Annotated in this window: 28 protein-coding genes and 1 pseudogene; 20 read left to right on the top strand and 9 right to left on the bottom strand. The window is 70.1% G+C overall.

From position 1 onward, the window contains the following. The first annotated feature begins 18 nt into the window (after window positions 1-18). From ABD140_RS19190 to ABD140_RS19145, 10 genes are all read left to right on the top strand, one after another. On the top strand, window positions 19-768 hold the full coding sequence (locus ABD140_RS19190; RefSeq protein ID WP_344242248.1) for a CoA transferase subunit A: 750 nt from the start codon (window positions 19-21) through the stop codon (window positions 766-768). Further along, entirely contained in the window at window positions 768-1,415 is a 648-nt protein-coding gene (locus ABD140_RS19185; RefSeq protein WP_344242247.1) for a 3-oxoacid CoA-transferase subunit B, read from the top strand. The genes ABD140_RS19190 and ABD140_RS19185 overlap by 1 nt, the downstream gene beginning before the upstream one ends. Continuing rightward, entirely contained in the window at window positions 1,412-2,602 is a 1,191-nt protein-coding gene (locus ABD140_RS19180; RefSeq protein WP_344242246.1) for a thiolase family protein, read from the top strand. Before ABD140_RS19185 ends, ABD140_RS19180 begins: the two co-directional genes overlap by 4 nt. After that, complete coding sequence (gene pcaH / locus ABD140_RS19175; RefSeq protein ID WP_344242245.1) at window positions 2,599-3,360, top strand: protocatechuate 3,4-dioxygenase subunit beta; 762 nt, start codon at window positions 2,599-2,601, stop codon at window positions 3,358-3,360. The genes ABD140_RS19180 and pcaH overlap by 4 nt, the downstream gene beginning before the upstream one ends. Further along, window positions 3,360-3,956, top strand: a complete 597-nt coding sequence (gene pcaG / locus ABD140_RS19170; RefSeq protein WP_344242244.1) for a protocatechuate 3,4-dioxygenase subunit alpha — start codon at window positions 3,360-3,362, stop codon at window positions 3,954-3,956. Before pcaH ends, pcaG begins: the two co-directional genes overlap by 1 nt. Then, complete coding sequence (gene pcaB, locus ABD140_RS19165) at window positions 3,943-5,274, top strand: 3-carboxy-cis,cis-muconate cycloisomerase (RefSeq protein ID WP_344242243.1); 1,332 nt, start codon at window positions 3,943-3,945, stop codon at window positions 5,272-5,274. Before pcaG ends, pcaB begins: the two co-directional genes overlap by 14 nt. Further along, the gene (gene pcaDC, locus ABD140_RS19160) at window positions 5,271-6,368 is read left to right on the top strand and encodes a bifunctional 3-oxoadipate enol-lactonase/4-carboxymuconolactone decarboxylase PcaDC (protein ID WP_344242242.1); all 1,098 of its coding nucleotides are present in this window, start codon (window positions 5,271-5,273) and stop codon (window positions 6,366-6,368) included. Before pcaB ends, pcaDC begins: the two co-directional genes overlap by 4 nt. A gap of 8 nt (window positions 6,369-6,376) precedes the next feature. Beyond that, complete coding sequence (locus tag ABD140_RS19155) at window positions 6,377-7,585, top strand: 4-hydroxybenzoate 3-monooxygenase (protein ID WP_344242241.1); 1,209 nt, start codon at window positions 6,377-6,379, stop codon at window positions 7,583-7,585. A 171-nt stretch (window positions 7,586-7,756) separates the two neighbouring features. Continuing rightward, entirely contained in the window at window positions 7,757-8,035 is a 279-nt protein-coding gene (locus ABD140_RS19150) for a hypothetical protein (protein WP_344242240.1), read from the top strand. Between the two features lie 168 nt (window positions 8,036-8,203). Beyond that, window positions 8,204-9,232, top strand: coding sequence for a pentapeptide repeat-containing protein (locus ABD140_RS19145; protein ID WP_344242239.1), 1,029 nt, complete (start codon window positions 8,204-8,206; stop codon window positions 9,230-9,232). A gap of 90 nt (window positions 9,233-9,322) precedes the next feature. Here ABD140_RS19145 and ABD140_RS40165 read toward each other — a convergent pair. Further along, window positions 9,323-9,463 (bottom strand): annotated as a pseudogene (locus tag ABD140_RS40165) (IS3-like element ISAar24 family transposase); the annotation flags it as partial. A gap of 472 nt (window positions 9,464-9,935) precedes the next feature. Between ABD140_RS40165 and ABD140_RS19140 the strand changes: the two are divergent. Then, complete coding sequence (locus ABD140_RS19140) at window positions 9,936-10,304, top strand: MmcQ/YjbR family DNA-binding protein (RefSeq protein ID WP_344242238.1); 369 nt, start codon at window positions 9,936-9,938, stop codon at window positions 10,302-10,304. Between the two features lie 32 nt (window positions 10,305-10,336). On the opposite strand, the gene ABD140_RS19135 is transcribed toward ABD140_RS19140, so the two are convergent. Further along, a complete protein-coding gene (locus ABD140_RS19135) occupies window positions 10,337-10,855 on the bottom strand; it encodes a DNA-directed RNA polymerase subunit alpha C-terminal domain-containing protein (protein ID WP_344242237.1) in 519 nt (172 codons plus the stop codon). A gap of 404 nt (window positions 10,856-11,259) precedes the next feature. Here ABD140_RS19135 and ABD140_RS19130 point away from each other — a divergent pair, with 404 nt between their 5' ends. Next, a complete protein-coding gene (locus tag ABD140_RS19130; RefSeq protein WP_344242236.1) occupies window positions 11,260-12,060 on the top strand; it encodes an IS630 family transposase in 801 nt (266 codons plus the stop codon). A gap of 51 nt (window positions 12,061-12,111) precedes the next feature. On the opposite strand, the gene ABD140_RS19125 is transcribed toward ABD140_RS19130, so the two are convergent. Next, window positions 12,112-12,600 (bottom strand): hypothetical protein, encoded by a 489-nt coding sequence (locus tag ABD140_RS19125; RefSeq protein WP_344242235.1) that lies wholly within the window; start codon window positions 12,598-12,600, stop codon window positions 12,112-12,114. Window positions 12,601-13,059: 459 nt separating this feature from the next. On the opposite strand from ABD140_RS19125, the gene ABD140_RS19120 reads away from it, so the two are divergent. After that, a complete protein-coding gene (locus ABD140_RS19120) occupies window positions 13,060-13,842 on the top strand; it encodes a transposase family protein (protein ID WP_344242234.1) in 783 nt (260 codons plus the stop codon). Window positions 13,843-14,581: 739 nt separating this feature from the next. Here ABD140_RS19120 and ABD140_RS19115 read toward each other — a convergent pair. Continuing rightward, window positions 14,582-15,394: a crotonase/enoyl-CoA hydratase family protein gene (locus ABD140_RS19115; RefSeq protein ID WP_344242233.1), complete on the bottom strand. Its 813-nt coding sequence runs from the start codon at window positions 15,392-15,394 to the stop codon at window positions 14,582-14,584. A 332-nt stretch (window positions 15,395-15,726) separates the two neighbouring features. Between ABD140_RS19115 and ABD140_RS19110 the strand changes: the two genes are divergently transcribed. Genes ABD140_RS19110 through ABD140_RS19090 form a run of 5 tightly spaced genes read left to right on the top strand, consistent with a single transcriptional unit; the run spans window position 15,727 to window position 20,489 of the window. Next, window positions 15,727-17,229 carry an ABC transporter substrate-binding protein gene (locus ABD140_RS19110; RefSeq protein WP_344242232.1) on the top strand — a complete coding sequence of 501 codons (1,503 nt, stop codon included), beginning with the start codon at window positions 15,727-15,729 and terminating at the stop codon, window positions 17,227-17,229. After that, entirely contained in the window at window positions 17,217-18,224 is a 1,008-nt protein-coding gene (locus tag ABD140_RS19105; protein WP_344242231.1) for an ABC transporter permease, read from the top strand. The genes ABD140_RS19110 and ABD140_RS19105 overlap by 13 nt, the downstream gene beginning before the upstream one ends. Continuing rightward, complete coding sequence (locus ABD140_RS19100; RefSeq protein WP_344242230.1) at window positions 18,221-19,063, top strand: ABC transporter permease; 843 nt, start codon at window positions 18,221-18,223, stop codon at window positions 19,061-19,063. The genes ABD140_RS19105 and ABD140_RS19100 overlap by 4 nt, the downstream gene beginning before the upstream one ends. Before the next feature lie 8 nt (window positions 19,064-19,071). Continuing rightward, on the top strand, window positions 19,072-19,863 hold the full coding sequence (locus ABD140_RS19095; protein ID WP_344242229.1) for an ATP-binding cassette domain-containing protein: 792 nt from the start codon (window positions 19,072-19,074) through the stop codon (window positions 19,861-19,863). Continuing rightward, complete coding sequence (locus ABD140_RS19090; protein ID WP_344242228.1) at window positions 19,863-20,489, top strand: ABC transporter ATP-binding protein; 627 nt, start codon at window positions 19,863-19,865, stop codon at window positions 20,487-20,489. The genes ABD140_RS19095 and ABD140_RS19090 overlap by 1 nt, the downstream gene beginning before the upstream one ends. Here ABD140_RS19090 and ABD140_RS19085 read toward each other — a convergent pair. From ABD140_RS19085 to ABD140_RS19075, 3 genes are all read right to left on the bottom strand, one after another. Beyond that, a complete protein-coding gene (locus ABD140_RS19085; protein ID WP_344242227.1) occupies window positions 20,468-21,511 on the bottom strand; it encodes a pyridoxamine 5'-phosphate oxidase family protein in 1,044 nt (347 codons plus the stop codon). The two genes, ABD140_RS19090 and ABD140_RS19085, sit on opposite strands and share 22 nt — an antisense overlap. 73 nt (window positions 21,512-21,584) lie before the next feature. Beyond that, window positions 21,585-22,310, bottom strand: coding sequence for a TetR/AcrR family transcriptional regulator (locus ABD140_RS19080; protein ID WP_344242226.1), 726 nt, complete (start codon window positions 22,308-22,310; stop codon window positions 21,585-21,587). A 59-nt stretch (window positions 22,311-22,369) separates the two neighbouring features. Then, window positions 22,370-22,678 (bottom strand): hypothetical protein, encoded by a 309-nt coding sequence (locus ABD140_RS19075; RefSeq protein WP_344242225.1) that lies wholly within the window; start codon window positions 22,676-22,678, stop codon window positions 22,370-22,372. Between the two features lie 123 nt (window positions 22,679-22,801). Here ABD140_RS19075 and ABD140_RS19070 point away from each other — a divergent pair, with 123 nt between their 5' ends. Next, window positions 22,802-23,518, top strand: coding sequence for a hypothetical protein (locus ABD140_RS19070; protein ID WP_344242224.1), 717 nt, complete (start codon window positions 22,802-22,804; stop codon window positions 23,516-23,518). An 80-nt stretch (window positions 23,519-23,598) separates the two neighbouring features. On the opposite strand, the gene ABD140_RS19065 is transcribed toward ABD140_RS19070, so the two are convergent. Then, entirely contained in the window at window positions 23,599-24,225 is a 627-nt protein-coding gene (locus ABD140_RS19065; protein ID WP_344242223.1) for a TetR/AcrR family transcriptional regulator, read from the bottom strand. A gap of 82 nt (window positions 24,226-24,307) precedes the next feature. Between ABD140_RS19065 and ABD140_RS19060 the strand changes: the two genes are divergently transcribed. Continuing rightward, window positions 24,308-25,300: an alpha/beta fold hydrolase gene (locus tag ABD140_RS19060; protein ID WP_344242222.1), complete on the top strand. Its 993-nt coding sequence runs from the start codon at window positions 24,308-24,310 to the stop codon at window positions 25,298-25,300. A 115-nt stretch (window positions 25,301-25,415) separates the two neighbouring features. On the opposite strand, the gene ABD140_RS19055 is transcribed toward ABD140_RS19060, so the two are convergent. Then, window positions 25,416-26,123, bottom strand: a complete 708-nt coding sequence (locus tag ABD140_RS19055; protein ID WP_344242221.1) for a TetR family transcriptional regulator — start codon at window positions 26,121-26,123, stop codon at window positions 25,416-25,418. Window positions 26,124-26,191 lie beyond the last annotated feature (68 nt).

The following is a 26,191-nucleotide window of genomic DNA, read 5'->3' as shown; positions in this document are numbered from 1 at the left end:
GAACACATGGAGGCTTGGATGGACAAGGTGGTGATCTCTGCCGCACGGGCCGTCGCGGACATCGGGGAGGGCGCCTCGCTGGCCGTCGGCGGCTTCGGGCTGAGCGGCGTGCCGAACGTGCTCATCGAGGCGCTGCACGAGGCCGGCCCGAAGGGCCTGAGCGTGGTGTCGAACAACTGCGGCGTGGACGGCGGCGGACTCGGCGTCCTGCTGGAGGCCGGTCGGATCGCCCGCGTCACCGGCTCCTACATCGGCGAGAACAAGGCCTTCGCCCGCAAGTACCTGGGCGGCGAGGTCGAGGTCGAGCTGACCCCGCAGGGCACGCTCGCCGAACGCCTGCGCGCGGGCGGCTGCGGCATCCCCGCCTTCTACACCCCCGCCGGGGTCGGGACGGCCGTCGCCGAGGGCGGCATGCCCTGGCGCTACTCCCCGGACGGCTCGGTCGCCGTGACCTCCCCGCCCAAGGAGGTCCGCGAGTTCGACGGCGTGGAGTACGTGCTGGAACGCGGCATCACCACCGACTTCGCGCTGGTGCGGGCCGCCCGCGGCGACCGGTTCGGGAACCTGTGCTTCGCCAGGGCGTCCCGGAACTTCAACCCGCTCGCGGCGATGGCCGGGCGGATCACGGTGGCCGAGGTGGAGGAGCTGGTCGACGCCCTGGACCCGGAGGAGATCCACCTGCCCGGCGTGTTCGTCCAGAGGGTCGTCGAGCTGACGCCCGCGCAGGCCGCGGCCAAGGGGATCGAGAAGAGGACGGTGCGCGTCTGATGGCCTGGAGCAGGGACGAGATGGCGGCCCGTGCCGCCGCCGAGATGGTCGACGGCTCGTATGTGAACCTCGGGATCGGCCTGCCGACCCTCGTGCCGGGCTTCGTGCCGCCCGGCGTGCGGGTCATGCTGCAGTCGGAGAACGGGATCCTCGGCGTCGGCCCCTACCCGCGGGAGGAGGAGGTCGACCCCGATCTGATCAACGCGGGCAAGGAGACGGTCACGGTCCTGCCCGGCGCGTCCTTCTTCGACTCCTCGCTGTCGTTCGGGATGATCCGGGGCGGCCACATCGACACCGCGATCCTGGGCGCCATGCAGGTCTCGGCCCGCGGCGACCTGGCCAACTGGATGATCCCCGGCGCGATGGTCAAGGGCATGGGAGGGGCGATGGACCTCGTCCACGGCGCCCGCCGGGTCCTCGTGCTGACCACGCACAACGCCAAGGACGGCAGCCCCAAGATCGTCCAGGAGTGCGGTCTTCCGCTGACCGGACGGGCCTGCGTGCACCGGATCATCACCGACCTGGCCGTACTCGACGTGACACCGGACGGTCTCGTGCTGGTCGAGACTGCGCCCGGCGTGGAGACGGCCGAGGTCGTCGCCCGGACGGGCGCGCGGCTCGCGGTGGCCGAAGGAGCGGTCCGGTGAAGGACGTCTACATCGTCGACGCCGTCCGCACTCCGACCGGCAGGTACGCCGGAGCTTTGGCCGGAGTACGGCCGGACGACCTGGCCGCGGGAGTCCTGCGCGCCCTGGTGGACCGCAGCCCCGCTCTCGACCCCGCCCGGATCGACGACGTGGTCTTCGGCAACGCCAACGGCGCGGGCGAGGACAACCGCAACGTCGCCCGCATGGCGGTGCTGCTCGCCGGCCTGCCGACGAGCGTGCCCGGGGCGACCGTGAACCGGCTGTGCGGCTCGGGCATGGAGGCGGTGATCCAGGCGGGACGGGCGATCGCGGTCGGCGACGCCTCGATCGCGGTCGCCGGGGGAGTGGAGTCGATGAGCCGCGCCCCCTGGGTGCTGCCCAAACCCGACCGGGGCTTTCCCGCGGGCAGCGCCGAGCTCGTGTCCACGACGCTCGGCTGGCGCCTGGTCAACCCCGCGATGCCGCCGCAGTGGACGGTCTCACTGGGAGAGGGCGCCGAGCTGATCGCGGACAGATACGGCATCGGCCGCGACGCGCAGGACGCCTTCGCGCTGGACAGCCACCGCAAGGCCGACCGCGCCTGGAACGAGGGCGCCTACGACGCGGAAGTCGTTCCAGTCGAAGGAGCCGACCTCGCACGCGACGAGACGATCCGGGCTTCCAGCACGCTCGAGGCGCTCGGGAGGCTGAGGCCCGCCTTCCGCCCCGAGGGAACGGTCACCGCGGGCAACGCCTCGCCGCTCAACGACGGCGCGGCGGCGCTCCTGCTGGCCGACGAGGCGGGCCTGGCCGCACTGGGCCGTCCGCCGCTGGCGCGGATCCGGGCGAGCGCCGCCACCGCGCTGGAACCCCGGCTGTTCGGCCTCGGTCCCGTCGAGGCGATCCAGCGCGCTGTGAAGCGGGCCGGGCTCGGCCTCGCGGACCTGGCGACCGTCGAGATCAACGAGGCGTTCGCCGCGCAGGTCCTCGGCTGCCTGGCCGCTCTCCCCGATCTCGACCCGTCCCTGGTCAACCCCGGCGGCGGCGCGATCGCCCTCGGGCACCCCCTGGGCGCGTCCGGAGCCCGTCTGGCCGGAACCCTCGCGCACCGGCTCGCCGCGTCGGGCGGCGTGGGCGCGGCGTCCCTGTGCATCGGCGTCGGACAGGGACTGGCTCTGATCCTGGAAGGACAAGGAGAACGAACATGACACCCACGGCCACTGCGAAGACCGCCTCCCAGCGGGACATCGACCGCGAGATCGCCGAGGCCGACGGGTCGCGTCCCGGCGCCTCGCACCCGGCCCGCGACTACGCGTCCTACCGTTCCAGTGTGCTGCGCCATCCCGAGCAGCAACTGGTCGTCGTAGAGGACCCCGAGGCCGTGGAGCTGTCCGGGCCGGTGTTCGGCGTCACCGACGTCACCGGGCTCGACAACGACCTGACCCGCCGGCACGCAGGCGAGCCCCTCGGTGAGCGCATCACCGTCACCGGCCGCGTCCTCGACCGCGACGGGCGCCCCGTCACGGGCCAACTCGTGGAGATCTGGCAGGCCAACGCCTCCGGCCGTTACGCCCACCAGCGCGACGCCCACTCTGCGCCCTTGGACCCCAACTTCACCGGGACGGGGCGCTGCCTGACCGACGCCGAAGGCCGCTACCACTTCACGACGATCAAGCCCGGCGCCTACCCGTGGCGCAACCACACCAACGCCTGGCGGCCCGCGCACATCCACTTCTCGCTGTTCGGGCAGGCCTTCACGCAGCGGCTGGTCACCCAGATGTACTTCCCCGGCGACCCGCTCTTCCCCTACGACCCGATCCTGCAGTCCGTGACGGAGGCGAAGGCGCGCGAACGCCTGATCTCGACCTACGACCACGACCTGTCGGTTCCCGAATGGTCGCTCGGCTACCGGTGGGACATCGTCCTCGACGGTCCCGCCGCCACCTGGATGGAGGAAGGACGCTGATGGAGACCTCGCGCCTGGAGCCGACGCCGTCGCAGACGGTCGGCCCGTTCTACGGGTACGCGCTGCCCTTCCCCGGCGGCGGCGACATCGTCCCGCCGGGGACGCCCGGTGCCGTCGTGCTGAGGGGGACGGTCACCGACGGGCAGGGCCTGCCCGTTCCCGACGCGCTGGTCGAGATCTGGCAGGCCGGCCCTGACGGGGCGCTGCGCGGAGCACCCGGCTCGATGCGCCGCGACCCCGTCACCGGAGGGTTCCTCGGCCGCACCGGCCTCGACTTCACCGGCTTCGGCCGGGTCGCCACCGACGCCGACGGGCACTGGCACGTCCGCACCCTGCGGCCGGGGCCGCACCGGGAGGGGGCGACACCCTACTTCGCGGTCTGCCTGTTCGCCCGCGGTCTGCTGCATCATCTCCACACGCGCATCTACCTGCCCGAACACGCCGCGGCGCTGGAACAGGACCCCGTGCTGGGCCCTCTGCCGCCGCACCGGCGGGCGACCCTGGTCGCCCGCGCCGAGCGTGACGACGTGTACCGCTTCGACTTGAGGATTCAGGGCGGGGCGGAGGAAGAGACGGTCTTCTTTGACTTCCCCTGATCGACACGGTGCGGACGTCGGCCTGCTGTCGCCTCTGCGGGCCGGCACCCTGGTCGGGAGCGCGACCGGCGACCGCGCCTTCCTCCAGGCCATGCTGGACGCCGAGGCCGCCCTGACCCGCGCGTTGTCCCGGACCGGGATGGCGCCCCGGGAGGCGGCGGAGGCCGTCACCGCGGCCGCCGACGCCGACCGGTTCGACCTCGGTTCGATCGCCGAACGGGCGCGGGCCGACGGCAACCCCGTCATCCCGCTCGTGGCGGACCTGAAGGCGGAGGTCGACGCCCGGCACCGGCCGTATGTGCACCGGGGAGCGACCAGCCAGGACATCTTCGACACCGCGGTCATGCTGGTCGCCCGCCGCGCCCTCATCCCCATCCTCGACGACCTGGAACGGGTCGCAGCCGCGCTCGCCGGGCTGGCCGCCGAGCACCGAGCGACACCGATGGCCGGCCGTACTCTCACCCAGCACGCCGTCCCCACCACCTTCGGCCTCAAAGCGGCGGGCTGGCGCTCCCTCGTCCTGGCCGGCCGTGAACGGCTCGCCGCCCTCGTCCTGCCCGCCCAACTCGGCGGTGCCGCCGGCACCCTGGCGGCGTTCACGGCCCATGCCGGGCAGGACGGGGCCTCCGCCGACGCCGCGCTCCGGCTGCCGACCGTCTTCGCCGACGAGACGGGGCTGGCCGAGCCGCGACTGCCCTGGCACACCCTGCGCATGCCCGTCGCCGATCTCGGCACCGCCCTGGCGATCGCCACCGGAGGACTCGGCAAGGTCGCGGCCGATGTCCTGGTGCTGTCGCGCACCGAGATCGGCGAGGTCACCGAGGGGAAGGGCGGAGGCTCCTCGGCGATGCCCCACAAGAGCAACCCCGTGTCCGCCACCCTGATCGCCGCGGCCGCCCGGCAGGCACCCGCGCTCGCCTCCGTCCTCATCGCCTCCCTGGCGGCGGAGGACGAGCGCCCGGCCGGAGCCTGGCACGCCGAATGGCAGCCGCTGCGCGAACTGCTCCGCCTCGCCGGGGGCGCCGCCGACGCCGCCGCGACACTGGTGGAGAGCCTGCGCGTCCACCCCGAGAGGATGCGCGCCAACCTCCGCCTCACCCGAGGCCTGATCGCCTCCGAACGCGCGGGGATCGAACTCTCGCAGAGCCTCGGCCACGCCCAGGCCCGCCGGACACTGGAGGAGGCCGCACGCCGCGTCGTCTCCGAGGAGATCCCGCTCGCCGACGCCTTGGGGATCCCTGACCTCGACCCGGCCGACTATCTCGGCGCCGCGACCGCGCTGGTCGACGCCGACCTGAACCGTGAAGGCACCCCATGAGCCTGAACCACCGCCTCGACGGTCCCCTCCACGGCGCTCCGCTGATCCTCGGGCCGTCCCTGGGGACCTCCACCCGGGTGTGGGACCGCCAGATACAGGCGCTCACGCGCCGCCACCGAGTCCTGCGGTTCGACCTTCCCGGCCACGGCGGCTCCGAGCCCGATCCCGGCGCCGACACCGTCGCTCGTCTGGCGGACCTCGTCCTGGACCTCGCCGACGCGCAGGGCTGGCGGGCCTTCCACTACGCGGGGATCTCCCTGGGCGGCGCGATCGGCGCGACCCTCGCCGCCTCGCACCCCGACCGCATCGCGTCCCTGGCCCTGATCTGCTCGTCGGCGTCCTTCGGCCCCGCCGAACCCTGGCTGGAACGCGCCGCCCTCGTCACCTCGCAGGGCATGGCGCCGCTGGTGGCGGCATCGCCCGCACGCTGGTTCGCCGGAGACGGAGACGCGCGCCTCGTGGCGGCCCTCGCCGACGTCGACCCCGCCTCCTACGCGGCCTGCTGCACCGCCCTGGCCCGCTACGACCTGCGCGCGGACCTCGGCCGCATCACCGCCCCGACGCTCGTGGTCGCCGGCCGGGAGGACACGGCCACCCCTCCGGCGCACGCCCGTGAACTGGCCGACGGCATCGCGGACACGACACTGGTCGAGATCCCCCGTGCCGGGCATCTGGCGACCGTCGACCGGCCCGACGCCGTCCTCCAAGCCCTGCTGGACCATCTGGGGGAACCCGCCGCCGAGGGCATGAAGGTGCGCCGCGCCGTCCTCGGCGACGACCACGTCGACCGGGCCGCCGCCCGCACCACCGACTTCACCGCCGACTTCCAGGACTTCATCACCCGCTACGCCTGGGGCGAGGTCTGGACCAGGCCGGGCCTGGACCGCCGCACCCGCAGCTGCATCACGATCACCGCCCTCGTCGCCCGCGGCCACCACGACGAGCTCGCCATGCACATCCGCGCCGCCCTGACCAACGGTCTGACCCCGGACGAGATCAAGGAAGTCCTCCTGCAGACCGCCGTCTACTGCGGCGTCCCCGCCGCCAACACCGCCTACTCCATCGCCCAGCGCGTCCTGGACCGACAGCCTTGAGAGACTCGATGACCACCTCTTCCCCCGCGCCCGCCCGCACCCGGGTCGCGATCATCGGAGCGGGCCCCGCGGGCCTGCTGCTCGGCCACCTGCTCGGCCGCCACGGCATCGACGCGGTCATCCTGGAGTCCCGCGACCGCGCCTACGTCGAACAGCGCCAGCGCGCCGGCATCCTCGAGCAGGGGACCGTCGACGTCCTGCGCGCCGCCGGCGCCGCGGAGCGCATGGACCGCGAAGGACTGCGCCACGACGGGATCGAGCTGCGCTTCGACGGACGCTCCCACCGGATCGACCTCCCCGCCCTGACCGGCGGCAGGTCGGTCATGGTCTACGCCCAGACCGAGGTCGTCAAGGACCTGATCGCGCTGCGCTCGGAGGCCGGAGCGCCCCTGCTCTTCGAGGCCGAGGTCCTGGCCGTCGAGGGCGCCGACACCACCGCCCCGCGGGTCCGCTACCGCCACCAGGGCCGCGAGCACACCCTGGCCTGCGACATCGTCGCGGCCTGCGACGGGTTCCACGGGATCGGCCGCCGCTCCCTGCCCGCCGCACACGTCTTCGAACGCACCTACCCATTCTCCTGGCTGGGCGTCCTGGCCGACGTGCCGCCCTCCTGCGACGAGCTCATCTACGCCCACCACCCCCGCGGGTTCGCCCTGCACAGCATGCGGTCCTCGACGGTGAGCAGGCTCTACCTCCAGGTCGACCCGGAGGACGGGCTCGACACCTGGTCCGACGCCCGCATCTGGGACGAACTGGCCACCCGCTTCGCCCTCGACGGATGGGAGCTGACACCGGGCCCCATCACCGACCGGAGCATCACCCCGATGCGCAGCTTCGTCAGCGAGCCCATGCGCCACGGCCGGCTCTTCCTGGCCGGCGACGCCGCGCACATCGTCCCCCCGACCGGAGCCAAAGGCCTCAACCTGGCCGCCGCCGACGTCACCCTCCTGGCCGCCGCCCTGCTCCGCTGGTACCGCACCGGTGACGAGACCGGGCTGGACGCCTACTCCGACGAGGCCCTTGAACGGGTCTGGAGAGCCGAGTACTTCTCCTCCCTGATGACCTCCATGCTGCACACGGATCCCACCGCCGACCCCTTCGCCCAGCGGCTGCAGCTCGCCCAACTCCGCCACACCGTCGACTCCGCCGCGGCTTCCACGTCCCTGGCCGAGAACTACGCCGGGCTGCCCCTGCCCTGCATCGACGAACTCACCTGACGCGAAACGCAAGGGGCCGTCCGGCCCGCGAACGGACGGCCCCTACCGGAACCTTCGGGGCGTCCCAGTTCTCCTCGGCGACCTTCCGACCTCCGACCGTTCGACGCCGCCGAGTCGCCGCACCTTGGGCACATCGCCTGCTTCCCGCAGCCATGCCTCACACTGGAGGACATGATCAAGGATCAGCCGGGACCGATCAGACCAGGCGATATCTACGAGGACTGCTCCTTCCACCCGATGCTCTGCACCCACGTCGGCGACGATGGCGATCACCTCAGCGGCATCTCGCTCATCGACGCCACAGGTCCCCGGGGCTGCTCGCTCAACCACTGTGGCGTCATCAAGATCACGATCGACGACGTCATAGCCGCACGCGCAGACTGGCCGGCCTACCTTGCCCGCCGACAAGCGGAGTTCGAGCGCGACTTCCCCCAGCTCCCGTCCACCTGACACCGGCCGTCGCCAGAACTTCGGCGACGCACGACGGCGCTCACCATGCGGCCCCTCGTCCCGGAGGCGGCGCATATCTGCTCTGCGGACGGACTCATTTCCTCTCGGCCGCGGCGGTTTCACCGCCTCCGCAGGAACTCCTGCGGTCTTTACGGGATCTGATCTCGTATGTCCGATCACGATTTGTCCTGGTTCCGCTCTGCCTTGGCCGGGCGGCTGAGGTCCGCCGAGTCGGACGCGCGGCTGGAAGGCGTCAGCGCGCTGGAGCGCGTCGCACGGGAGCATCCCCGGGAACAGCCCGCGATCATGGCCGTTCTCATCGCCTTCGTCCGCGAGCGGGCGCATGAGGCGCCGGCCGTCCCGTCTCGCCCCCTCCGCCCGCGCCGACGGGCCGGCGTGGGTCCCGATCTGCAGGCGGCGCTCACCGCCCTGGCACGGCGGGACACCGGACTCGACACCCACCTCGTCGACCTGTCCGGTGCGGTTCTTCCCCACGCGGTACTCAGCGGAGCCTTCCTCGCGAAGGCCTTGCTGAGAGGCGTCGACCTGACGGGGGCGAGGCTGGACGGCGCGGATCTGAGCGGGGCGAGGCTGCGGGGCGCCCTTTTGGGCGGGACGGACCTGCGCGGAGCGGACCTGCGTGGAGCCGACCTGTGCGGGGCCCGGCTGGGCGGCTCCGACCTGCGGGGAGCGGATCTGAGGAAGGCGGATCTGAGAGGGGCGGACCTGGACGGCGCGAATCTGGGCGGAGCGGACCTGCGGGGCGCGGACCTGGGCGGGGCGGACCTGGGAGGCGCGGAACTGCGGGAGGCGGACCTGCGCGACGCCCGGCTGGAAGGGGCGGGTCTGAGCAACGCCGGGCTGGAGGGGACGGACCTCCGGCGCGCCGGACTGAACGGGGCCCACCTGTTCGGGGCGAACCTGACCGGAGCGGATCTGACAGAGGCACGGCTGGACGGGGCCGAGCTGGGATATGACATGCGCGGTGTGCGACTGGCGGGCGCCAGCCTGCCCGGGGCCGCCCTGAACAGGGCGCGCCTGGGAAACGCGGATCTGAGCGGGGCGGACCTGCGAGGCGCCCTCCTGGAGCACGCGGACCTCGTCGGGGCGGATCTGACAGGAGCGGACCTGCGGGGCGCGCGCCTGATCGGCACGGCCACGAAGGATGCGGCCGTGCCGCCGGAGGAACGCGGTTGACGCCGCCCCGGCTTCACGGACCCGCCGGTGAGGAGCCCAGGCTCAGCGAGCGGGTGGCGGTTTCGAACCGTAGCGGGCTCATCCAGTCCAGAGCAGAGTGGCGTCGCCGTCGGTTGGGCAGTCTTCGATGGCCCAGTCACCCCCCTGCGCGCAGGCGTCCAGAACGACGTAGCAATAGGGCTTGCCCTCCCGGGTGGGGCGTGCGGTGATGTCGGTGACCCATAGCCGGTTCGGTCCATCGCGCCGGGAGCGTGTTCAACCAGGTCTGCAACAAGCGCGTCATCGAATCACTGACCAAGGTCGGCGCGTTCGACGGCCTCGGCCACCGGCACAAGTCCCTCGTCGCGGTCCACGAATAGGCCATCGACACGGTCATCGACCATCACGGTTCTAATTAGCCAACCAACGACGTGCTTTTCACACCTGCATGACTGCGCAGAAGTTGGCGTGACCTCCGGCGTGGACCGTCGATACGGGATGCCGGGCACCGGGAGCGGCGTTCCAGAGACGCTCTCCGGCGGTGCTGATCCGTGACCTGTTCCGGTGACGGATCGGAGCGGGTCCGCTGCGCTGTTCATTAGCGGAGCGCTTCATTCCGGCAATGCCGAGCCCCCCCGCGGTAGGCGGACGGGTAATCTGTTGCCTGTGCGGAAGGCGGTGTTCGGGAGTGGTCTCGTTGGTTGACGCCGACGATGTTCGGAGGTTGGCGCTCGCGCTGCCTGACGTGGTCGAGATCGACAGCGACGGCTTCGATTTCCGGGTCGCCGGCAAAGGGTTCGTCTGGTCCTACCCGGAGCGCAGGCCGGGTGAGCGGCGCCGCATCCGGACCGACATCGCCGTTCTGTATGTCGGCGACGAGGCGGAGAAGCAGGCGCTGCTGCTCGGTGAGCCGGAACGGTTCTTCACCACGTCGTCCTACGACGGAATGCCTTTGGTCATGCTCCGGCTGGAGAAGGTGGACCTCGAGCGTCTGGAAGAGCTCGTCACCGACGCCTGGCGCATGCGCGCACCCGATACGCTCGTCGACGACTTCGAGGCGGCGGTCGAGCCGCCCATCCGCGGTCCGAGATGATCTGAACCCGCCTAGGGAATCAGCCGTCGGCTTCAAGGGCGAAAGCGGAGGGCCGGACCGGCGTCCAGGCGGACGAGCGCGCTCTCGATCGTGGCGAGGTCCTTCGGATCCAGGTGCGGGACCGCTTCGGCCAGCTGCGGGCCTCGGACCTCCTGGAGGTCGCCGACGGAGTGCAGGCCCGCCCGTTTGAGCAGGTTGTAGGGCCGCACGGGCAGGTCGAGTTCCTCGATGGCGAGTGCCGCGAGTTCGGGGAGCGTCGGATCTCCGCCCGCGGTGCAGTGATGGTCCCCGATCGGGTCGTCGTCGGCCATCGCTGCGAGGAGATCGAGGACCGCTTCCACCGCCTGCGCGGCCTGCGGGGTGAGGAGCGGCGCCAGAAGCATCAGGCCGGCGGCGCCGTACCCGTCGGCCGCGGCGGCGCGGTCCAGCCCGGCCCGCTCGAGGGCGTCCTGGATGCGTGCGGGCAGCGGCAACTCCCGGACCGCGGTCTCCCCGGGTGACATCCAGGTCGGTTCCGCGTACTCGGCAGACTCCTCTTGTTCCCGCGTCACGGCACCCGCCTTCCGCGCCTCACGAGAAAGGCGTCTGTCGGACCTGGTGGCGGGGGAGGACCAGGCTACCTCTTCAGGATCTCCAGGCCGCCTCGGCCGGTCAGGCCTTCAGCCGGGCCGCGACGACCACGTTGCCGTACAGGTCGGCGAAGTGCAGGGAGGCACTGTCGGCGTCTTGTGTCTTCGCCCACGTCCGGATCCCGTGGTCGGTCAGACGGGAGCGGACGGCGGCGAGGTCGCCTCCTGGCTGGTGGCGTGTCTCTCAACGTCGCTGGGCATTTGACTTCGTCAGGGAGACCCGGCAGCTTGGTCCCGGAGTCGTTACGGAGCGGGGGCCATCCGCGGAGGATCGGTGAGCGGGTGCGCGAGCGCATCTGCCTGATCGCCCAGAGGAGTCCCGCCGAATGGGCATCACCGCCTTCTCGACCCGGAGCCTGGCCAAGCCGGTGGCGCATCTGGAGCGGATCGGCCTCGCCACCTCGCTCAGCCGTATCCATCTGGCCCGCGTCCTGAAGGCCGACGGGGTGTCGTGGCAGACGACCACGACGTGGAAGAGCAGCAACGATCCGAACTTCATCGCCAAGATGCAGCGGATCTTGGTCCTTTACGACATCCCGCCGGATGACGGGCGGGTGGTCTGCGTGGACGAGTTCGGGCCGCTGATCCTGCAGTCCCGCAAAGGCAGGGCTTGGCGGCCGGCAGGGTATCCGGCCCGGCGGCAGGCGACCTACAACCGCAACGACGGGGTCCGCCATCTGCTCGGTGCCCTGGACCTGGCCACCGGCCGCCGCTACTACCGCATCCGCGGTCGCAAACGATGGCGCGAGTTCCTGTCCTTCCTCAAGAGCCTGCGCCGGCGCCGACCCGGCGGGCGCAGGCACGTGATCCTGGACAACTACTCGCCCCACAAACATCACCAGGACAGGGCACGGGTAGCGGCCAACGACGTCGATCTGGTGTTCCTGTCCACCTACGGCTCCTGGCCGAACTGGATCGAATCCGAGTTCGCCACACTGCGCTACTGCGCCCTCAACGCCACCGACCACCGCAGCTACGAGAACAGAACACCGCGATCGGCGCCTACGTCCGCTGGCGCAACCAGCACGCCCGCCCGAAGGTCAACTTCGCGGCCAGCTCTCCCATCCGTTCCTGGACCGGTTGCCCGGCCAAGGCTGCGTGACAAGCCACTAGTTTGCCCTTCGTAAAAATCTCCAATGGCCGGGAGCTGTGCTTCCTTATCGGGATTTTTTCCGAAATTATGGCCTAGTGGGAATTCGGTGGATATCGCGAGGATTTATGTTCAATCCGGCGTAGAATGTTTTGCTAGACGCACCCTGTGCGGAGAGCATGTACCTATCCTCCCTGCTGGTGTCAACATTCCAAGAAGCGGTTCCAGCGGAATCGGTGGTCCGGCAGCTTACCAGCAGGAAGTGGCTTACCGGCACCTCGTTGAACTGTATTTTAAATTCCCGGTGGAGGCACACATTCCAGTTGGAAACAAAACCGGCTTTAAAGGGAAGGGATTCATCGCGCTTCGGAACGATGAGCCTTCTGAGAACGGCCTTGACTTCGGCTTTTCGCCCGCCGGTGTGGACCTTGATGGTGTAGTCGATGGAAATTCGCTGCGCCTGAGGCGCGACGCCCGGGGTGTTGGTGCTCGCGCTCTGTACCGCCGCCATGGCGGGCACGCCCGGCAGGCTGACCAGGGCGGCAGTGCTGAGAATTCCGAAAATCTTATGGCGCATGGCCCCTCCGATCCCGAAGATATGACTGCTGGGATACCTCCCCTCGGCTTGGCATGGAAAAGCATATATTTTATGCCATAATTGGCAAAATGTCTGTTGTGGGTGGGAGATCTGACCTTTAGGGTAATTTGCGATCAGAAAGCGAGTGATGAATTGACTTGGTGGATGTCGTTGGTTTGCACGAAGGTGTATGGTCTGATCCGGACGGGCACCTCGGGTTTGCGTGCCATGACCACCTCCAGGAACGGCCCCGGCTCCGGCACCAGGCTGCCGGGCCCGCCCGCCGGGATCAAATCCCCGGCAATGTTGAGAGGTGGGCCACTGAACCCATTTCATCCTCTGGCGGTGGGGTGCAGGTCACAGCATGATCGCGAGTTGAGGGTTCATCCTTGAGGACAGGAAAACCCCTGGTAGACGGGTTGATCACCACAATCACGTCGTCTGGACCAGGGGTCTCTGGTGCTTTTCTACCGTGCTGCCGTTGATTTGTCGCGTTCAACGCTGAACTACGTTGCCGGGGTGATCCGCCGTCACCGCAAGGCGCTCGCCTCGCCCTGGAGACGGCTCAGCCCGGCCCGCCAGGCCCTGCTCGTTCTCGTCCACCTGCGCAAGGACGAGACATACCTCGAGCTCGGAGCGGGTTTCGGGGTGTCGGCCACGACGGCCTGGCGGTATGTGCAGGAGGTGGTGACGCTGCTCTCCGCCCGCTCGCCCAAGCTCGCGCAGGCACTACGCAAGGCCAGGAGGGACAGGTTGGGCCATCTGGTGCTGGACGGCACGCTGATCCGCACCGACCGCGTTGCGGCCGACCGCCCGTACTACTCCAAGAAGCACTGCTTCCACGGGGTGAACATCCAGGTCATTGCCGCACCTGACGGCACGATCCTGTGGACCTCGGGTGCGATGCCGGGCAAGACCCATGACCTGACCGCCGCACGCGTCTGGGGCATCCTGCGCGAGTTGGAGAAGACGGGGCTGCTCGTCCTGGCCGATAAGGCCTATCAGGGAGCCGAGGCCGTGAACGTGATCACCCCGTACAAAGGAAAGAACAAACCCGCAGGTCAGAAGCAGGCGAACCGTTCCCATGCCCGCCTGCGCGGGCCCGGGGAGCGCGCGAACGCGCAGCTGAAGTCATGGAGGATCCTGCGCAGGCTGCGTTGCAGCCCCGGCAAGGCCGGCCACCTGGTCAAAGCCATCGCCGTCCTGCAGAACCACCGAGTCGCTCAAGCGGCCCGAGGATGAAATGGGCTCACTAGGCGCCTGGGTTGCTGACTATTTCTGCCCATTCGGTCGCACTTAGTGGCGCTTCTCTTCTCTGGGGGATTTTTGTATGGTCATGATTGACGCAGCACAATCGTGCGCTGGCGGGCAGCGACCATCGCGCTCATCATCACCGTCGCGGCCACCCTCGGCCTGTCCATCAGCGACTGCGGCTGCAAGCGGGACATCGTCGCGGTCCGCTGGCAGGCCTGAGTCCCGATGCCCTTGTGGTCCTTCTGGCACGGCCTATTGTCCCCGGCCCGGGTGGCGGCCCGCCCTTTCCCGAGTCGATTGACGGCCGCGAGGTCCTGGCCCGACTGGTGGGCCTGCCGGTGTCCGACATCTGGGGCCGATGGCCCAGGACTGGAAGGCGGCTTTCGACTTCGACCAGAGCGACGAGATCATCCCCGTGGACGACGCCCAGGGCGTCGTCTCGTCTCCATCCAGGTCCTGCACCATCTCGTCACCGTCCTCCAGGCCCAGAACGACGACCTGCGCGCCGTCCGGCAGGGGGCGCCCCCGTTCCGCACCGGGAACCTCCGATGGGCGAGCTGCGGGTGGTGAGGGAGCCCGCGACCTGACTCGCGCCCGCGGCCGGGTTCAGAGTCGGCGGGAGCCTCCTCACAGGCGGCACGCCTCGGCCGGCTGACCGCGGCTTCGCGGGTGAGGCTGCATCCCGCCCGCTCTCGGGAGCGCTCTTCCCCTCCGGTCCTTGTTCCGGTCAGACGTCCTCGAAGCGCGGAGGGCGGTTTTTGAATCTGGCGGTGACGGCTTCGATCTGGTTCGGGCTGCCGATCAGGGCGGCGATCTCCTTCTGCTCCGCGGCGAAGCCGGACGCCAGGTCGGTGCGTCCGGCCTGTTCGAGCAGCCGCTTCGCCGCGCGGATCGCGTGCGGGTTGTGCCGGGCGATCTCGCCGGCCATGGCGAGCGCCGCCGCGAGCGGGTCGGGGTCGGTACGGGTGGCCAGTCCGATGCGGGCGGCCTCCTCGCCGCCGACGATGCGCGCGGTGAAGGTCAGTTCTTTCGCGACGTCTCGGCCGACGAGTTCGGGCAGGAGCTGTGTGCCCGTCATGTCCGGGATGAGGCCCCATGCGGCTTCGAACACGCTGAGGCGGGCGTCGGGGCTGACGATCCGGATGTCGGCGCCGAGCGTGATCTGCAGGCCTCCGCCGAGCGCGTTGCCGCACACCGCGGCGATCACCGGGACGGGCAGTTCGGTCCACACGTACACCGCGCGCTGGGCGAGGGCCCGCGCGGGTCCGGCAGAGGGCGGGAGGTCGGCGGGCACGGAGAACGGCCGTCCGTCCCGCATGGCTTGGAAGGCGGTGAAGTCCAGGCCCGCGCAGAAGTCCGGGCCCTCTCCGGAGAGCACCACCGCCCGCACGCCCGGCTCGGTCTTCAGCCGTTCTCCGGTCGCCACGAGTGCCGCGAACGTCTGCGGGTCGAGCGCGTTGCGCTTCTCGGGCCGGTTCAGCCGGACGTCGGCGACTCCGTCGGTCACCGAGACGGTGACCCTCTCGGATGAATCCGTCATGCGCCCTCCTTGTTCCCTCTCATCCCTTGTCACATAGACCGCTTCGTCCACTTTCGTCAAGCCGTACCGCCGGATGCCCGTGGCGAGAGAGGGGGGTTTGCAAATGATAATCGTTTTCATTACGCTGCTCCTGCCGCTATCCGATCATCGGCGAAACCCCCGGCCGCACCATCGAGAGTTGAGGTACCCCTGTGCCCGGTAGACGTTTTCCTGGACCCGGCGGGGCCAGGCGCGCAGCGGCCGCGGCCGCCGTCGCTCTTTCACTGACGGCCGCCGGCTGCGCCGGGGGGAGCGGCGGAGGCGACGGGTCGCGTGCGCGGGGAACCGAGCTCGTGATCGCCGTGGGCGACATCGCGGGAGGCGAGTTCGACCCGCTGAAGGGATGGGGCTCGCGGCCGGCGCAGATCCGGCCGATCCACAGCTCGCTCCTCACGATCGACTCCGAGGTGAACTTCGTCGGCGACCTCGCCTCGGAGTACACGGTGAGCGATGACGCGCTGGTGTGGAGCTTCACTCTGCGGGACAGCGCGCGCTGGTCGACCGGCGAGCCGGTGACGGCGCAGGACGTGGCGTTCACCTACGAGTTGCTGAAGAAGGACGGCACCCGGTTCGACCTGGGTTTCATCGACGAGATCGTCACCGTCGACGAGACGCGCGTCGAATTCCGCCTTGGCGAGCCCCGGTCGACCTTCGTCGGCGAGCTCTCGGAGATCCCGATCCTTCCGAAGGCCCACTACGGGCCGGACTACTCGAGCGATCCGATCGGCTCGGGCCCGTACCGGGTCAAGGACTTCCAGGACGGGCAGCAGGTGATCCTGGAGCCGAACCCGCACTGGTACGGGGGCAAGGTGGAGTTCACCAAGCTGACCTTCCTGTTCCTGGCCGAGGACGCCGCCCTCGCCGCCGCCAGGTCCGGGTCGGTCGACATCGCCTATGTGCCGCCGGCGTTCGCGGACCAGAAGATCCCCGGCATGGCGCTGCAGAGCTTCGAGTCGGTGGACTCGCGCGGCCTCACCCTGCCGACGCTTCCGGCGGGCGGCTCCGGGCGGATCCGCGGCAAGGACGTCAAGGTCGGCAACGACGTCACCTCCGACCGGGCGGTCCGCCAGGCCTTGAACATCGGCCTGGACCGCGAGGGGGTCGCCGAGCTCGTCCTGCAGGGCCACGGACGACCGGCCTACACCCTGGTCGACGGCCTGCCGTGGTTCAACCAGGAGGCCGCCTTCGAGGACGGGCGGATCGACGACGCCGAGCAGATCCTGGAAAAGGGAGGCTGGGCGGACTCCAACGGTGACGGGATCGTCGAGAAGGACGGCGTCGAGGCGCAGTTCACGCTGCTCTACCCCTCCGACGACCAGCTGCGCGGCGACCTCGCCCTCGTCGTGGCCGACCAGGCCCGCAGGCTGGGAATCGAGATCACGGCCAAGGGAACGACCTGGGACGGGATCTACCTGGACGGCAAGGCGAACGCGGTCACCTGGGGCGGCGGCCGCCACCATGCCCACCAGCTCTACGGGATGTACTCCTCCAAGGTGATCGACACCGGCTACAACAACATGCCGCAGTACGCGAACGCGGCCGTGGACGAGCACCTCTCGGCCGGGCTCGCGGCGAAGACGCAGGAGGAGGCCGACAAGTTCTGGAAGCTGGCGCAGTGGGATGGCGAGTCCGGTTTCGCCGGTGAGAAGGGCGACGCCCCGATGGTGTGGCTGGTGCGGATCGACCACCTGTACCTCGTCCGGGACGGCCTCGACCTGGGCGAGCAGCCGATCCATGCCCACGGCCACGAGTGGGCGCTGTTCAACACGATCGCGGACTGGAAATGGAGCGGCTGAAACCGCGGGGCACCCGCACGGCCGTTTTCGCCCGGATTGCCGCGGTCCGCGCCCTGCGGTTCGTGACGCTCCTGGTCGGCGTGTCGGTGCTGGCCTTCGTCCTCGTCCTCAACTCCCCGGTCGATCCAGTCCAGGCCTACATCGGCGCCGACGTGAACGTCACCGACGAGCAGCTCGCTCGCCTGCGCGAGTACTGGGGCCTCGACGAATCCCCGATCGAGCAGTACTCCGCGTGGGCGCGCGCGATGCTCGAGGGCGACCTCGGCACCTCGACGCTCTACAAGGCGCCGGTCGCCGCCGTGATCGGCGAGCGGTTCTGGGCGTCGTTCGTGCTCATGGGCGTGGCGTGGGTGCTCTCCGGCGTCCTCGGCTACTGCCTCGGCGTAGTCGCCGCGTTCCACCGGGGCCGGCTCGCCGACCGGGTCATCACCGCCTACAGCTACGTGCTCTCCTCGACACCGGCGTTCTGGCTCGGCATCGTCTTCCTCGTGGTGTTCGCCGTCCTGCTCGGCTGGTTCCCGGTCGGGCTCGCCGGCCCCCACGGTGTTCCGGCCGACGAGGTGACCTTCGCGCAGCGCCTGCACCATTTCGTGCTCCCCGCGGCCACTCTTTCGCTGATCGGTGTCGCGAACATCGCCATGCACACCCGGGAGAAGATGACCGACGTCCTGCACAGCGACCACGTCGTCTTCGCCCGGGCCCGCGGCGAGCGGGGCGGCCCGCTCTTCTGGAACCACGGCCTGCGCAATTCGATCGTTCCGGCGGTCACGCTGCAGTTCGCCTACTTCGCGGAGCTGTTCGGCGGTTCCGTCCTCGCGGAGACGGTCTTCTCCTATCCGGGGCTCGGCTCGACGCTGACGGCCGCGGCGCTCGGTGGAGACGTCCCGCTGCTGCTGGGGATCGTCCTGATCAGCTCCGCGTTCGTGTTCGCGGGAAACCTGATCGCCGACCTCGTCAACGCAGCGATCGATCCTCGTGTCAGGAACCGAATGTGAGTACCACCGCCCTCCCCGCCCGGCCGCGCCGACGCGCCCCGCTGATCCGCTCACTCGTCCTCACGGGCGCGCTCGTCCTCGCCATCGCTGGGGGCGGCATGCTGCTGGACGGCTCGGCGCTGACCTCCGACATCGGATCGCGCCTGCTTCCGCCGAGCCTCGAGTACCCCTTCGGCACCGATCACCTGGGACGCGACATGTTCACCCGCGTCGTCAAGGGCCTCGCGCTCTCGCTCGCCATCGGGGTGGCGACCGCGCTGCTCAGCACCGCGATCTCCGCGGTGCTCGGTATCGTGGCCGCCCTGTCGGCCCGCTGGTTCGACGACGCCGTCTCGTGGGTGATCGACCTGTTCATCGGCATCCCGCACCTCATCTTCATGATCCTGATCGCCTTCACCGTCGGCGGCGGGATCCCCGGCATCATGCTGGGCATCGCCACCACGCACTGGATGGCGCTCGCACTGCTGGTGCGGGCCGACACGAAACAGCTCCGTGACGCCGACTTCGTCAAGGCGTCCCGAGGCCTCGGCAGATCCCCCTGGTTCATCGCCTCCAGGCACATCCTGCCGCTCGCGTCGCCCCAGCTGATGGTCGGATTCGTGCTCATGTTCCCGCACGTGGTGCTGCACGAGGCGGCGCTGACCTTCCTCGGCTTCGGGTTCTCCCCGCAGACGCCCGCGATCGGCATCCTCCTGTCCGAAGGCATGCCCCACATCCTGAGCGGGAAATGGTGGCTCGCCGCCTTCCCCGGCCTCGCGCTCCTCCTGGTCGTCCTGTGCTTCGCCCGCCTCGGGGACCAGCTGCGCTCCCGGCTCGACCCGCGAACCGCGAACGGATGACGACCGACATGACACCTTTCCTGCTGTCCCTCGAAGACCTCTCCGTCGGCTTCACGCGGTACTCGGGCGCCGCACGCGTACGCACGGTGACCGGTGTGACCTCGCTGAGCCTCGACATCGCCCCGGGGGAGGTTCTCGCCGTCATCGGAGCGAGCGGGTCGGGCAAGACCCTCCTGGCCCAGGCGATCCTCGGGATCCTCCCCGCCAACGCGACCGTCTCCGGGCGCGTCCTGTTCGACGGGAAGCCCCTCGACGAGCGCAGGCTCCGGACGCTGCGCGGCCGCGAGATCTCCTACATCCCCCAGTCCGTGAGCCACCTCGATCCGCTGATGACCGTCGGCAGGCAGGTCCGCATCGGACTCGACCCCCGGACCGCCCGCGATCGGCAGCGGACGCTGTTCGCCCGGTACGGGCTGGCCGACGACGTGGGAGGCCGGTATCCGTTCCAGCTGTCCGGCGGGATGCTGCGCCGCGTGCTGTTCGCCACCAGCGTCCGTGACACGGTCCGCCTGGTCATCGCCGATGAACCGACCCCCGGACTGCACGCGGACGCCGTCGCCGAGGTCCTGCGCCACCTGCGCGAGCTGTCGGAGGGCGGTGCTTCGGTCCTCCTCATCACCCACGACATCTTCGCCGCGCTCGCCGTCGCCCGAAGGGTCGCCGTCATGCACGCGGGTGAGCTCCTCACCGTGGAGGAGGCGTCCGCCTTCACCGGCGACGGCGACGGCCTGAAGCACCCGTTCGCACGTGCTCTCTGGCGTGCCCTGCCGCAGAACCAGTTCTCGCCGGGAAGTGAATGATGGCGCTCATCGTGAAGGACCTCACTTTCGCCTATCCGGGAGCAGAACCGCTCTACCGTTCCGCGCACCTCCGCGTCGAGGCGGGGAGCGTGGTGGGCCTCACCGGTCCGAGCGGCACGGGGAAGTCGACCCTGGGCGCCCTCGTCGCCGGCGACCTCAGGCCCCGGTCCGGGGAGGTCGTCGTCGACGGCCATCCGCTGCCGCGCCGGGGCTTCAGGCCGGTCCAGCTCATCCATCAGCATCCCGAGCACGCGGTGAACCCCCGGTGGCGTATGCGGTCGGTCCTCCACGAATCCCACCGGCCCTCGCCGGAGACGCTCGAGCGGGTCGGCATCCGCAGTGAATGGCTCGACCGTTTCCCCGAGGAGCTGTCCGGCGGTGAACTGCAGCGGTTCTGCATCGCCCGAGCCCTCCACCCCGGCACCCGCTACATCGTCGCCGACGAGATGACGACCATGTTCGACGCCGTCACCCAGGCCCGGATCTGGCACATGCTCATCGGCATCGTCCGTGACCGCGGGCTCGGCCTGCTCGTCATCAGCCACGAACAGGCCCTCCTCGACCGCGTCTGCGACGACCAGATCCCGATCGACCGGCTGCGTCGTCAGTACAGGTTGCGCTTGTAGTCGAGGCGGAGGCCGGCGTCGGTGAGGGAGGCGTTGGCAGCTTTGCGTACGAGTGCCGCGGCGAGGCCGCTCTGCTTGTTCTGCTTGACGTGGTCGACCCATGCCCGCCTGAGGTCGAGGCGGTCGAGGTCGGCGGGCGGTCTTGCCGGGTTCCAGGGGTCGGACGCGGTGAGCGCCTCCTGGTGGAGCAGGTCGGCGCGCGCGACCCGCACCAGGAGGGCGGCGTGCGGCTGTTTGCCTTTGACCTGCATGGACGCGAGAAGATCGCGATCGTCGGTGACCGTGGCGGTTCCCGACATCTCCAAGGCGCGGGACTCTCCCGGGACGATGGCGAGGACGGTGACGTCCGGGCGTTCGACGATGTTGTGGAAGGTGTCGGTCCGCTGGTTGCCGGGGCGGTCGGGGATCGCGATGGTCCGGTCGTCGAGGACCCGGATGAACCCGGGCGGATCGCCTTTGGGGCTGAGGTCGGCCGCACCTGAGGCGTCGCGGGACGCGATCACGGCGAACGGGCTGCGCGCGAGGAGGCCGAGGAACTCCCGGCCCGCGAGCGGTCCGTCGCCGGAGGACGGGGCCGGGGCGGGCGCCTCGCTCGCGGCGGGGGTCCACAGCTGGGAGCGGATGACGCATTTGGCGCAGTGGAGGAACGCCTCCTCGACGTCGAGGACCACCTTCCCGTCCTCCTTCGCGGTGAGGCGGCCGTTGATCCGGAGGGTTTCCCGCACTCCCGGGATGAGGAGCAGGAGGGCGGCTCCGGAGGCCGCGTGCGGGGCGCCGAGGCCGTCGGGCAGGGCGAGTTCCACGGTGGTCGCGGAGGTGATGGAGGCGAAGCCGGGAGGGCCGCCGACGGCCGCGGCGCGATCCCGGCCGTCGGCGTCCACGAGGGCGAGGAATCCGAGGGATGAGAGTTCGGCGAACGCGCGGCAGTGGCCGTCCAGTTCGGTGATCGACTTCAGGAGCGGGGGGAGCAGGCGGCGGCCGACGACCGCTTCGAGGTCCTTGACCGTGGCTATCGCTCGCATGGATGTCTCCTTCTGCACGACCGCGTCTCGCGGTGTCCCGCGCTGAAACCGATGGACATTGATCTCTTTCCAGTCATGGCGTCCTCTCCCAGCTGGACAGGTCCGCCACGATCCGGTGCACCGGCAGGCCGGGCGGCGCCGCCGACACCAGGCCCCGGATCGACGCCGAGAGCAGCAGCCGCACGAAATCCGGCGTCGACACCTCCGGCAGACCCGCGTGGGCGGGGCCCAGCCGCTCGTCGGCGAGCACCCGCTCGGCGGAGGAGCGCCGCTCCCGCGCGAAGCCCTCACCCCGCCTGGCCTCGGCGTCGCTCTCCTCGGACGCCGCCAGGCTGATCGCCAGTGAGGCCGTCGCGCTGCTGAGCACGACCGCGGCGTTCGGCGCGTACCCCCGGCGGCGCAGCGCTTCGACCTCCGCGTGGAGCAGCCTCATGCCGTCCTCGCCGCGGGGGAACAGCACCTGCATGTAGGACGCCAGGCCGGGACGCTCCAGCGTGAACTCCCGCAGCCGCAGCGCGAACGACAGCAGATGCCGCCCGGTGTCCTCCTCGGGGTCGTCGGGCAGCTCCAGCTCGGCGAGCATGCTCTCCCCGACCAGCCGCTCCAGCTCCCACCGGCCTTCGATGTGCCGGTACACCGCCGCCCCGGAGACGCCGAGCTCCTGCGCCACGGCCTTCACGCTCAGCCGTCGCATGCCCAGGGCGCGACCCACGCGCACGATCTCCTTGACCGTCACGACCCGCGCCCTGCCCCTGCGGCGCACCGGCGGTTCCGGCGCCGCCCCGTCGTCAGGACCCATCAGCCTCAGCCGTCCTCCAAAAGTTACCCCCTATAACTTAGGTGTGCCTAACTCCAAGGTCAAGGGACCTCCGCCAGGTCGAGGACGGGGATGGGGCGGCCGGCCCAGAGGCGGCGTGAGGCCTCTTCCGGATAGGGGGCGATGCCGCCGGGGGCGTCGAAGACGCGGGTCGTGTGCGTCCGTTCGTAGGGCGGTGCCGGCGTGTGCGCGACGAGCCCCCGGCGCAGGGCGGCCCGCTGGTCGAGCAGCGCCCGGTTGTCCGGGGCTCCGGTGAGTGAGGCGTGCCCCTCGACGCCGACCCGGTGGTTGAAGGTCACCACCTCCTCGCCCGCCAGGACCTGCAGCCGCCCGTCCAGGACGAAGAACATCCGCCGCGGGGCTCGAGTGCGGAAATGCCCGCCCGGCGGTCAACCAGTGACTGAGGCTCGCGTCCATCGGCTCAGTCAACTGACGGAGGCGCTGCGCCAGGGCTCTTCGCTAGCGTCTTCGCCATGAATGTGATCAATGACCACCGGGCGGTCAAGGCCCGCCAAGTTCCCCCTACCGACGACGGCTTCGTCATGCTGGCAGGCGAGGTCGGCGCCTGGCGGGGTCCCTTCGCCAACGCTCCCGCGCAGCTGACCGCCCACCTCAAGGCGCTGGCCGCGCATATCGAGGCGCGCGAGGCGAACGTGTTCCGCGCCGTCCTGCGCCCGCCCGGCGAAGGCGAGGAGATACTGGCCGCCAGGGGCATCCACCCCGCACGCTACGACGTCGTCGTGCTGATCCGAACCGCCGGCGTGGACGCCGCCCTGCAGACTCGCGAGAGCGCCGCCTACAAGGAACTCGCCGAGAGGCTCGGCGCCTCCGCCCGCCGCACTCACGAGGTCGTAGCGAGCAACGCCGCCCGGCTCGGCGACGTGGACCACGGCCAGGACCACGCCTTCCTGTTCAACTACTTCTACGCCGACGATCGTGAGACTCTGCTGAAGGTCTGGGAGTACACCGCTGGGTGGTTCCAGGCCAAGACCGCGCTGCGCGACTCCGCATTGATGCAGCCTCTGGACGGTGAGCCCGCCGACTACGGGATCATCAACCACGCGAGCTGGCCGAACCTGCGCACCTTTCTGCCCGGCCTGATCCTCAGGCCCACCTTCCGCAGTTTCGTGCTGGCCAACTTCAAGGCCAACGGCGTTGCCGCGCAGCCGATCATCTACCGCAGGGTGTGATCGAGGCCGCCTCCATCGCGGGAGCCGGTTCTGGGCGGCGGCGACTCCGAGCGGCGAGCACCCGCACGCCGGTGGCCGGGTTAAGGGGCGTGGTCGTGGCGGATGGCCTCTACCGCGTGCCGGAGGCCGAGTGAGAGGTGGCGCAGGTCCTGGGGCGGACGGATGATGAAGTCGAGCATCAGGCCGTCGATGAGCTTGACCAGGACCTGGGCGTCGAGTTCGGGGTCGGGAGATCCGGCGGCCAGCGCCACGAGTTCGGCGGCCCGCCGGAACTCCGCGCCGCACCGTGCCATCGCCTCCCTCACCGCGGGCTGCCTGGCGCCCGCCAGGTCGAGTTCGAAGCGGGCGAGCAGCAGGTCCCGGCTCGCGGTCCACCACTGCTGCAGCAGGGCGGCGATGCGGTCGTAGTCCGGCTCTGCCTCCTGCCCCTGGGACCGGACGGCCAGGGAGCGCACCAGGTCGTGGACCACCGGACCGGACCGGTCCTTCTCTATCTCGACCATGCGGTCGACCACCGCCAGGATCAGCAGATCCCAGGTCTTGAAGTAGTACGTCACCGAGCCGTGCTTGAGGCCGGCGGCCTCCTGAAGCGCACGGTGGGTCAGGCCCCGCAGCCCATGCTCGGCGATCACCGCGATAGCGGTGTCCAGCAGCAGCGTACGGGTGTCGGCCCGGCCTCCCGTATCCGTCACTTTCGCGGTGGTCATGCCTTCAGTATGCCCCAGGGTTTGACATCCGTAGAAGCTGAACCTACTAATGGTGGATAAGTTTCTACGATCGTAGGAGTTGATGGAGTTGGCGAACACCACCGCACCCGCGCCCGGCGCCGGTCCACGGCCCAAGCGCCGGTGGCTGCGACGCACCCTGGCGGCCCTGGCCGGGCTGCTCGCCGTGCTGATGGTCTCGGCGCTGGGCGTCGCCTACGTGTGGCAGCCGTCGGCGTCCGGTTTCGCCTCGCCCTACCTGGCGCGGATCGAATCCCGCTACGCGGACACCGGCCTGGCCCGCTTCCACTACACGAAGACCGGCCGCGGCGCGCCGGTGGTGCTGGTCGCCGGCGGCGGGCAGTGGCTGTACTCCTATCGGGACACCGTCCCCGCACTGGCCGCCGACCGCACCGTCTACGCGGTCGACCTGCCCGGCCAGGGCTACACCACCCTCAAGAAGGACGGCTTCTCCTACGACCTGGACGCCATGGCCGACGCCCTGGGAGTGTTCATGGACGCCGTCGGCCTGCGCACCGCCTCCGTGGTCGGGCACTCCTGGGGCGGCAGCTGGTCGCTGTACTTCGCCGAGCGCCGCCCTGAACGCGTCGACCGGCTGGTGCTGATGGGCTCCACCGGCCTGGACGTGCCCTCCAGTTGGGATTGGCGGCCGTTGGAGCTCCCCGTGGTCGGCGAGTCGATGGGCAAGCTGATGCGAAAGAGCGACGCCGCCCGCACCCTGCGCAAGGCGTTCGCGAATCCCGAGCGGGTCACCGACGAGGTCGTCGATGAGGACTGGGCGCCGATGAGCCGGCCGGCCAACCGCGAGGCTCTCTGGACCTCGCAACGCAACCTCGACTACTCCCTCACGCAGCGCCTCATGGGCAAGGTGACCGCGCCGACCTTGGTGCTGTGGGGTGGCGAGGACCGGTTCGACGAGCCGTGGCAGGCGGCCGCGATGGCAGAGCGGATCCCCGGGGCCACTTCCCGGGTGCTGCCCGGATGCGGGCACAACGTCCACGAGGACTGCCCGGCGGAGGCCAACCCCGTCATCGCCGGATTCCTGAACGCCGCCTGAGCTCGCATCACCCCGACGCACTCCTTGCCATGCGGGTCATGGCGGTCCTGGCCGCCTTCTATGCCCGGGTCCTGCTCACCCTTCCGCGCTCGTTCGGTCTCACAATCAAGTCTCACTATCTTGAGATTTTGAGATGGCGATAGATCGTCGCTCTGGAGACCCGGAAACGGGCGGCTATCTCCTCGGCACCGTGGCCTTCGGCGTACAGGGAGCGTGCCTGTGCGACTTGTTCCTCGGTGAGGATGGCGCGTCGTCCGCCGTTGCGTCCTCGGGCGCGCCCGCGTGTCCGAGGCGCGGCCGGTTCGCCGAGCAGTGCCTTGGCGCCGTCCAGGATCAGGTCTCGCAGCCGGTCGGCCGGTGCGTCGCGGAACAGCACCACCGGGTCGGCCAGGCCGGCGACGACCTGGGAGGCGCGCACTCGCTGCTCGATTCCGGCGCCGGGTCCTGCGACCAGCTCGTTGGCCAGGGCGATCGCGGCGCGGAAGCGGTCGGCGACCGGCGCTTGCACCAGCAGCGTCATGTCCTTGACCAGCATGGTGAGCGTGTGGCGGTGGCGCAGGTGCACCTCGACGTAGCCCTCGATCGCCCGCCACCGCACCTCCCCGGTGGTGCCGCAGGATTCGGCCTGGGCCAGTGTCGCTTCCAGTTCGTCCAGGAGCGGCAGGGTGAGCCGGTGGAGGATCTCGTCCTTGGAGTCGAAATGGTAGTAGAGGGCGGCCTTGGTGATGCCCACCTCGTCGGCGATGGCCTGCATGGAGGTGGCGCGGTAGCCGCGGGCGGCGAACAGGGCGCGCGCCGCCTCCAGGATTCGCTCGGATGTCATGGATCTTACTTACCTGCGGTCAGTTTTTTCGCTAGAGTCCTTACCGGCAGTCAGTCTATTGCTCTGAG

This window comes from Actinocorallia libanotica, from assembly GCF_039525175.1.
In the GTDB taxonomy this organism is placed as follows: Bacteria; Actinomycetota; Actinomycetes; order Streptosporangiales; family Streptosporangiaceae; genus Actinocorallia; species Actinocorallia libanotica.
Note: the sequence above shows the minus strand (reverse complement) of the source record. Positions and strands in the feature narration are given on the sequence as shown.

Excerpts from the sequence above, each read along its gene's own strand:
- ABD140_RS19190 (WP_344242248.1), top strand. The coding sequence starts at position 19 with ATGGACAAGGTGGTGATCTCTGCCGCACGGGCCGTCGCGGACATCGGG.
- ABD140_RS19185 (WP_344242247.1), top strand. The coding sequence starts at position 768 with ATGGCCTGGAGCAGGGACGAGATGGCGGCCCGTGCCGCCGCCGAGATG.
- pcaH (WP_344242245.1), top strand. The coding sequence starts at position 2,599 with ATGACACCCACGGCCACTGCGAAGACCGCCTCCCAGCGGGACATCGAC.
- pcaG (WP_344242244.1), top strand. The coding sequence starts at position 3,360 with ATGGAGACCTCGCGCCTGGAGCCGACGCCGTCGCAGACGGTCGGCCCG.
- pcaDC (WP_344242242.1), top strand. The coding sequence starts at position 5,271 with ATGAGCCTGAACCACCGCCTCGACGGTCCCCTCCACGGCGCTCCGCTG.
- ABD140_RS19155 (WP_344242241.1), top strand. The coding sequence starts at position 6,377 with ATGACCACCTCTTCCCCCGCGCCCGCCCGCACCCGGGTCGCGATCATC.
- ABD140_RS19150 (WP_344242240.1), top strand. The coding sequence starts at position 7,757 with ATGATCAAGGATCAGCCGGGACCGATCAGACCAGGCGATATCTACGAG.
- ABD140_RS19145 (WP_344242239.1), top strand. The coding sequence starts at position 8,204 with ATGTCCGATCACGATTTGTCCTGGTTCCGCTCTGCCTTGGCCGGGCGG.
- ABD140_RS19130 (WP_344242236.1), top strand. The coding sequence starts at position 11,260 with ATGGGCATCACCGCCTTCTCGACCCGGAGCCTGGCCAAGCCGGTGGCG.
- ABD140_RS19125 (WP_344242235.1), bottom strand. The coding sequence starts at position 12,600 with ATGCGCCATAAGATTTTCGGAATTCTCAGCACTGCCGCCCTGGTCAGC.
- ABD140_RS19115 (WP_344242233.1), bottom strand. The coding sequence starts at position 15,394 with ATGACGGATTCATCCGAGAGGGTCACCGTCTCGGTGACCGACGGAGTC.
- ABD140_RS19105 (WP_344242231.1), top strand. The coding sequence starts at position 17,217 with ATGGAGCGGCTGAAACCGCGGGGCACCCGCACGGCCGTTTTCGCCCGG.
- ABD140_RS19095 (WP_344242229.1), top strand. The coding sequence starts at position 19,072 with ATGACACCTTTCCTGCTGTCCCTCGAAGACCTCTCCGTCGGCTTCACG.
- ABD140_RS19090 (WP_344242228.1), top strand. The coding sequence starts at position 19,863 with ATGGCGCTCATCGTGAAGGACCTCACTTTCGCCTATCCGGGAGCAGAA.
- ABD140_RS19085 (WP_344242227.1), bottom strand. The coding sequence starts at position 21,511 with ATGCGAGCGATAGCCACGGTCAAGGACCTCGAAGCGGTCGTCGGCCGC.
- ABD140_RS19080 (WP_344242226.1), bottom strand. The coding sequence starts at position 22,310 with ATGGGTCCTGACGACGGGGCGGCGCCGGAACCGCCGGTGCGCCGCAGG.
- ABD140_RS19075 (WP_344242225.1), bottom strand. The coding sequence starts at position 22,678 with ATGTTCTTCGTCCTGGACGGGCGGCTGCAGGTCCTGGCGGGCGAGGAG.
- ABD140_RS19070 (WP_344242224.1), top strand. The coding sequence starts at position 22,802 with ATGAATGTGATCAATGACCACCGGGCGGTCAAGGCCCGCCAAGTTCCC.
- ABD140_RS19065 (WP_344242223.1), bottom strand. The coding sequence starts at position 24,225 with ATGACCACCGCGAAAGTGACGGATACGGGAGGCCGGGCCGACACCCGT.
- ABD140_RS19060 (WP_344242222.1), top strand. The coding sequence starts at position 24,308 with ATGGAGTTGGCGAACACCACCGCACCCGCGCCCGGCGCCGGTCCACGG.
- ABD140_RS19055 (WP_344242221.1), bottom strand. The coding sequence starts at position 26,123 with ATGACATCCGAGCGAATCCTGGAGGCGGCGCGCGCCCTGTTCGCCGCC.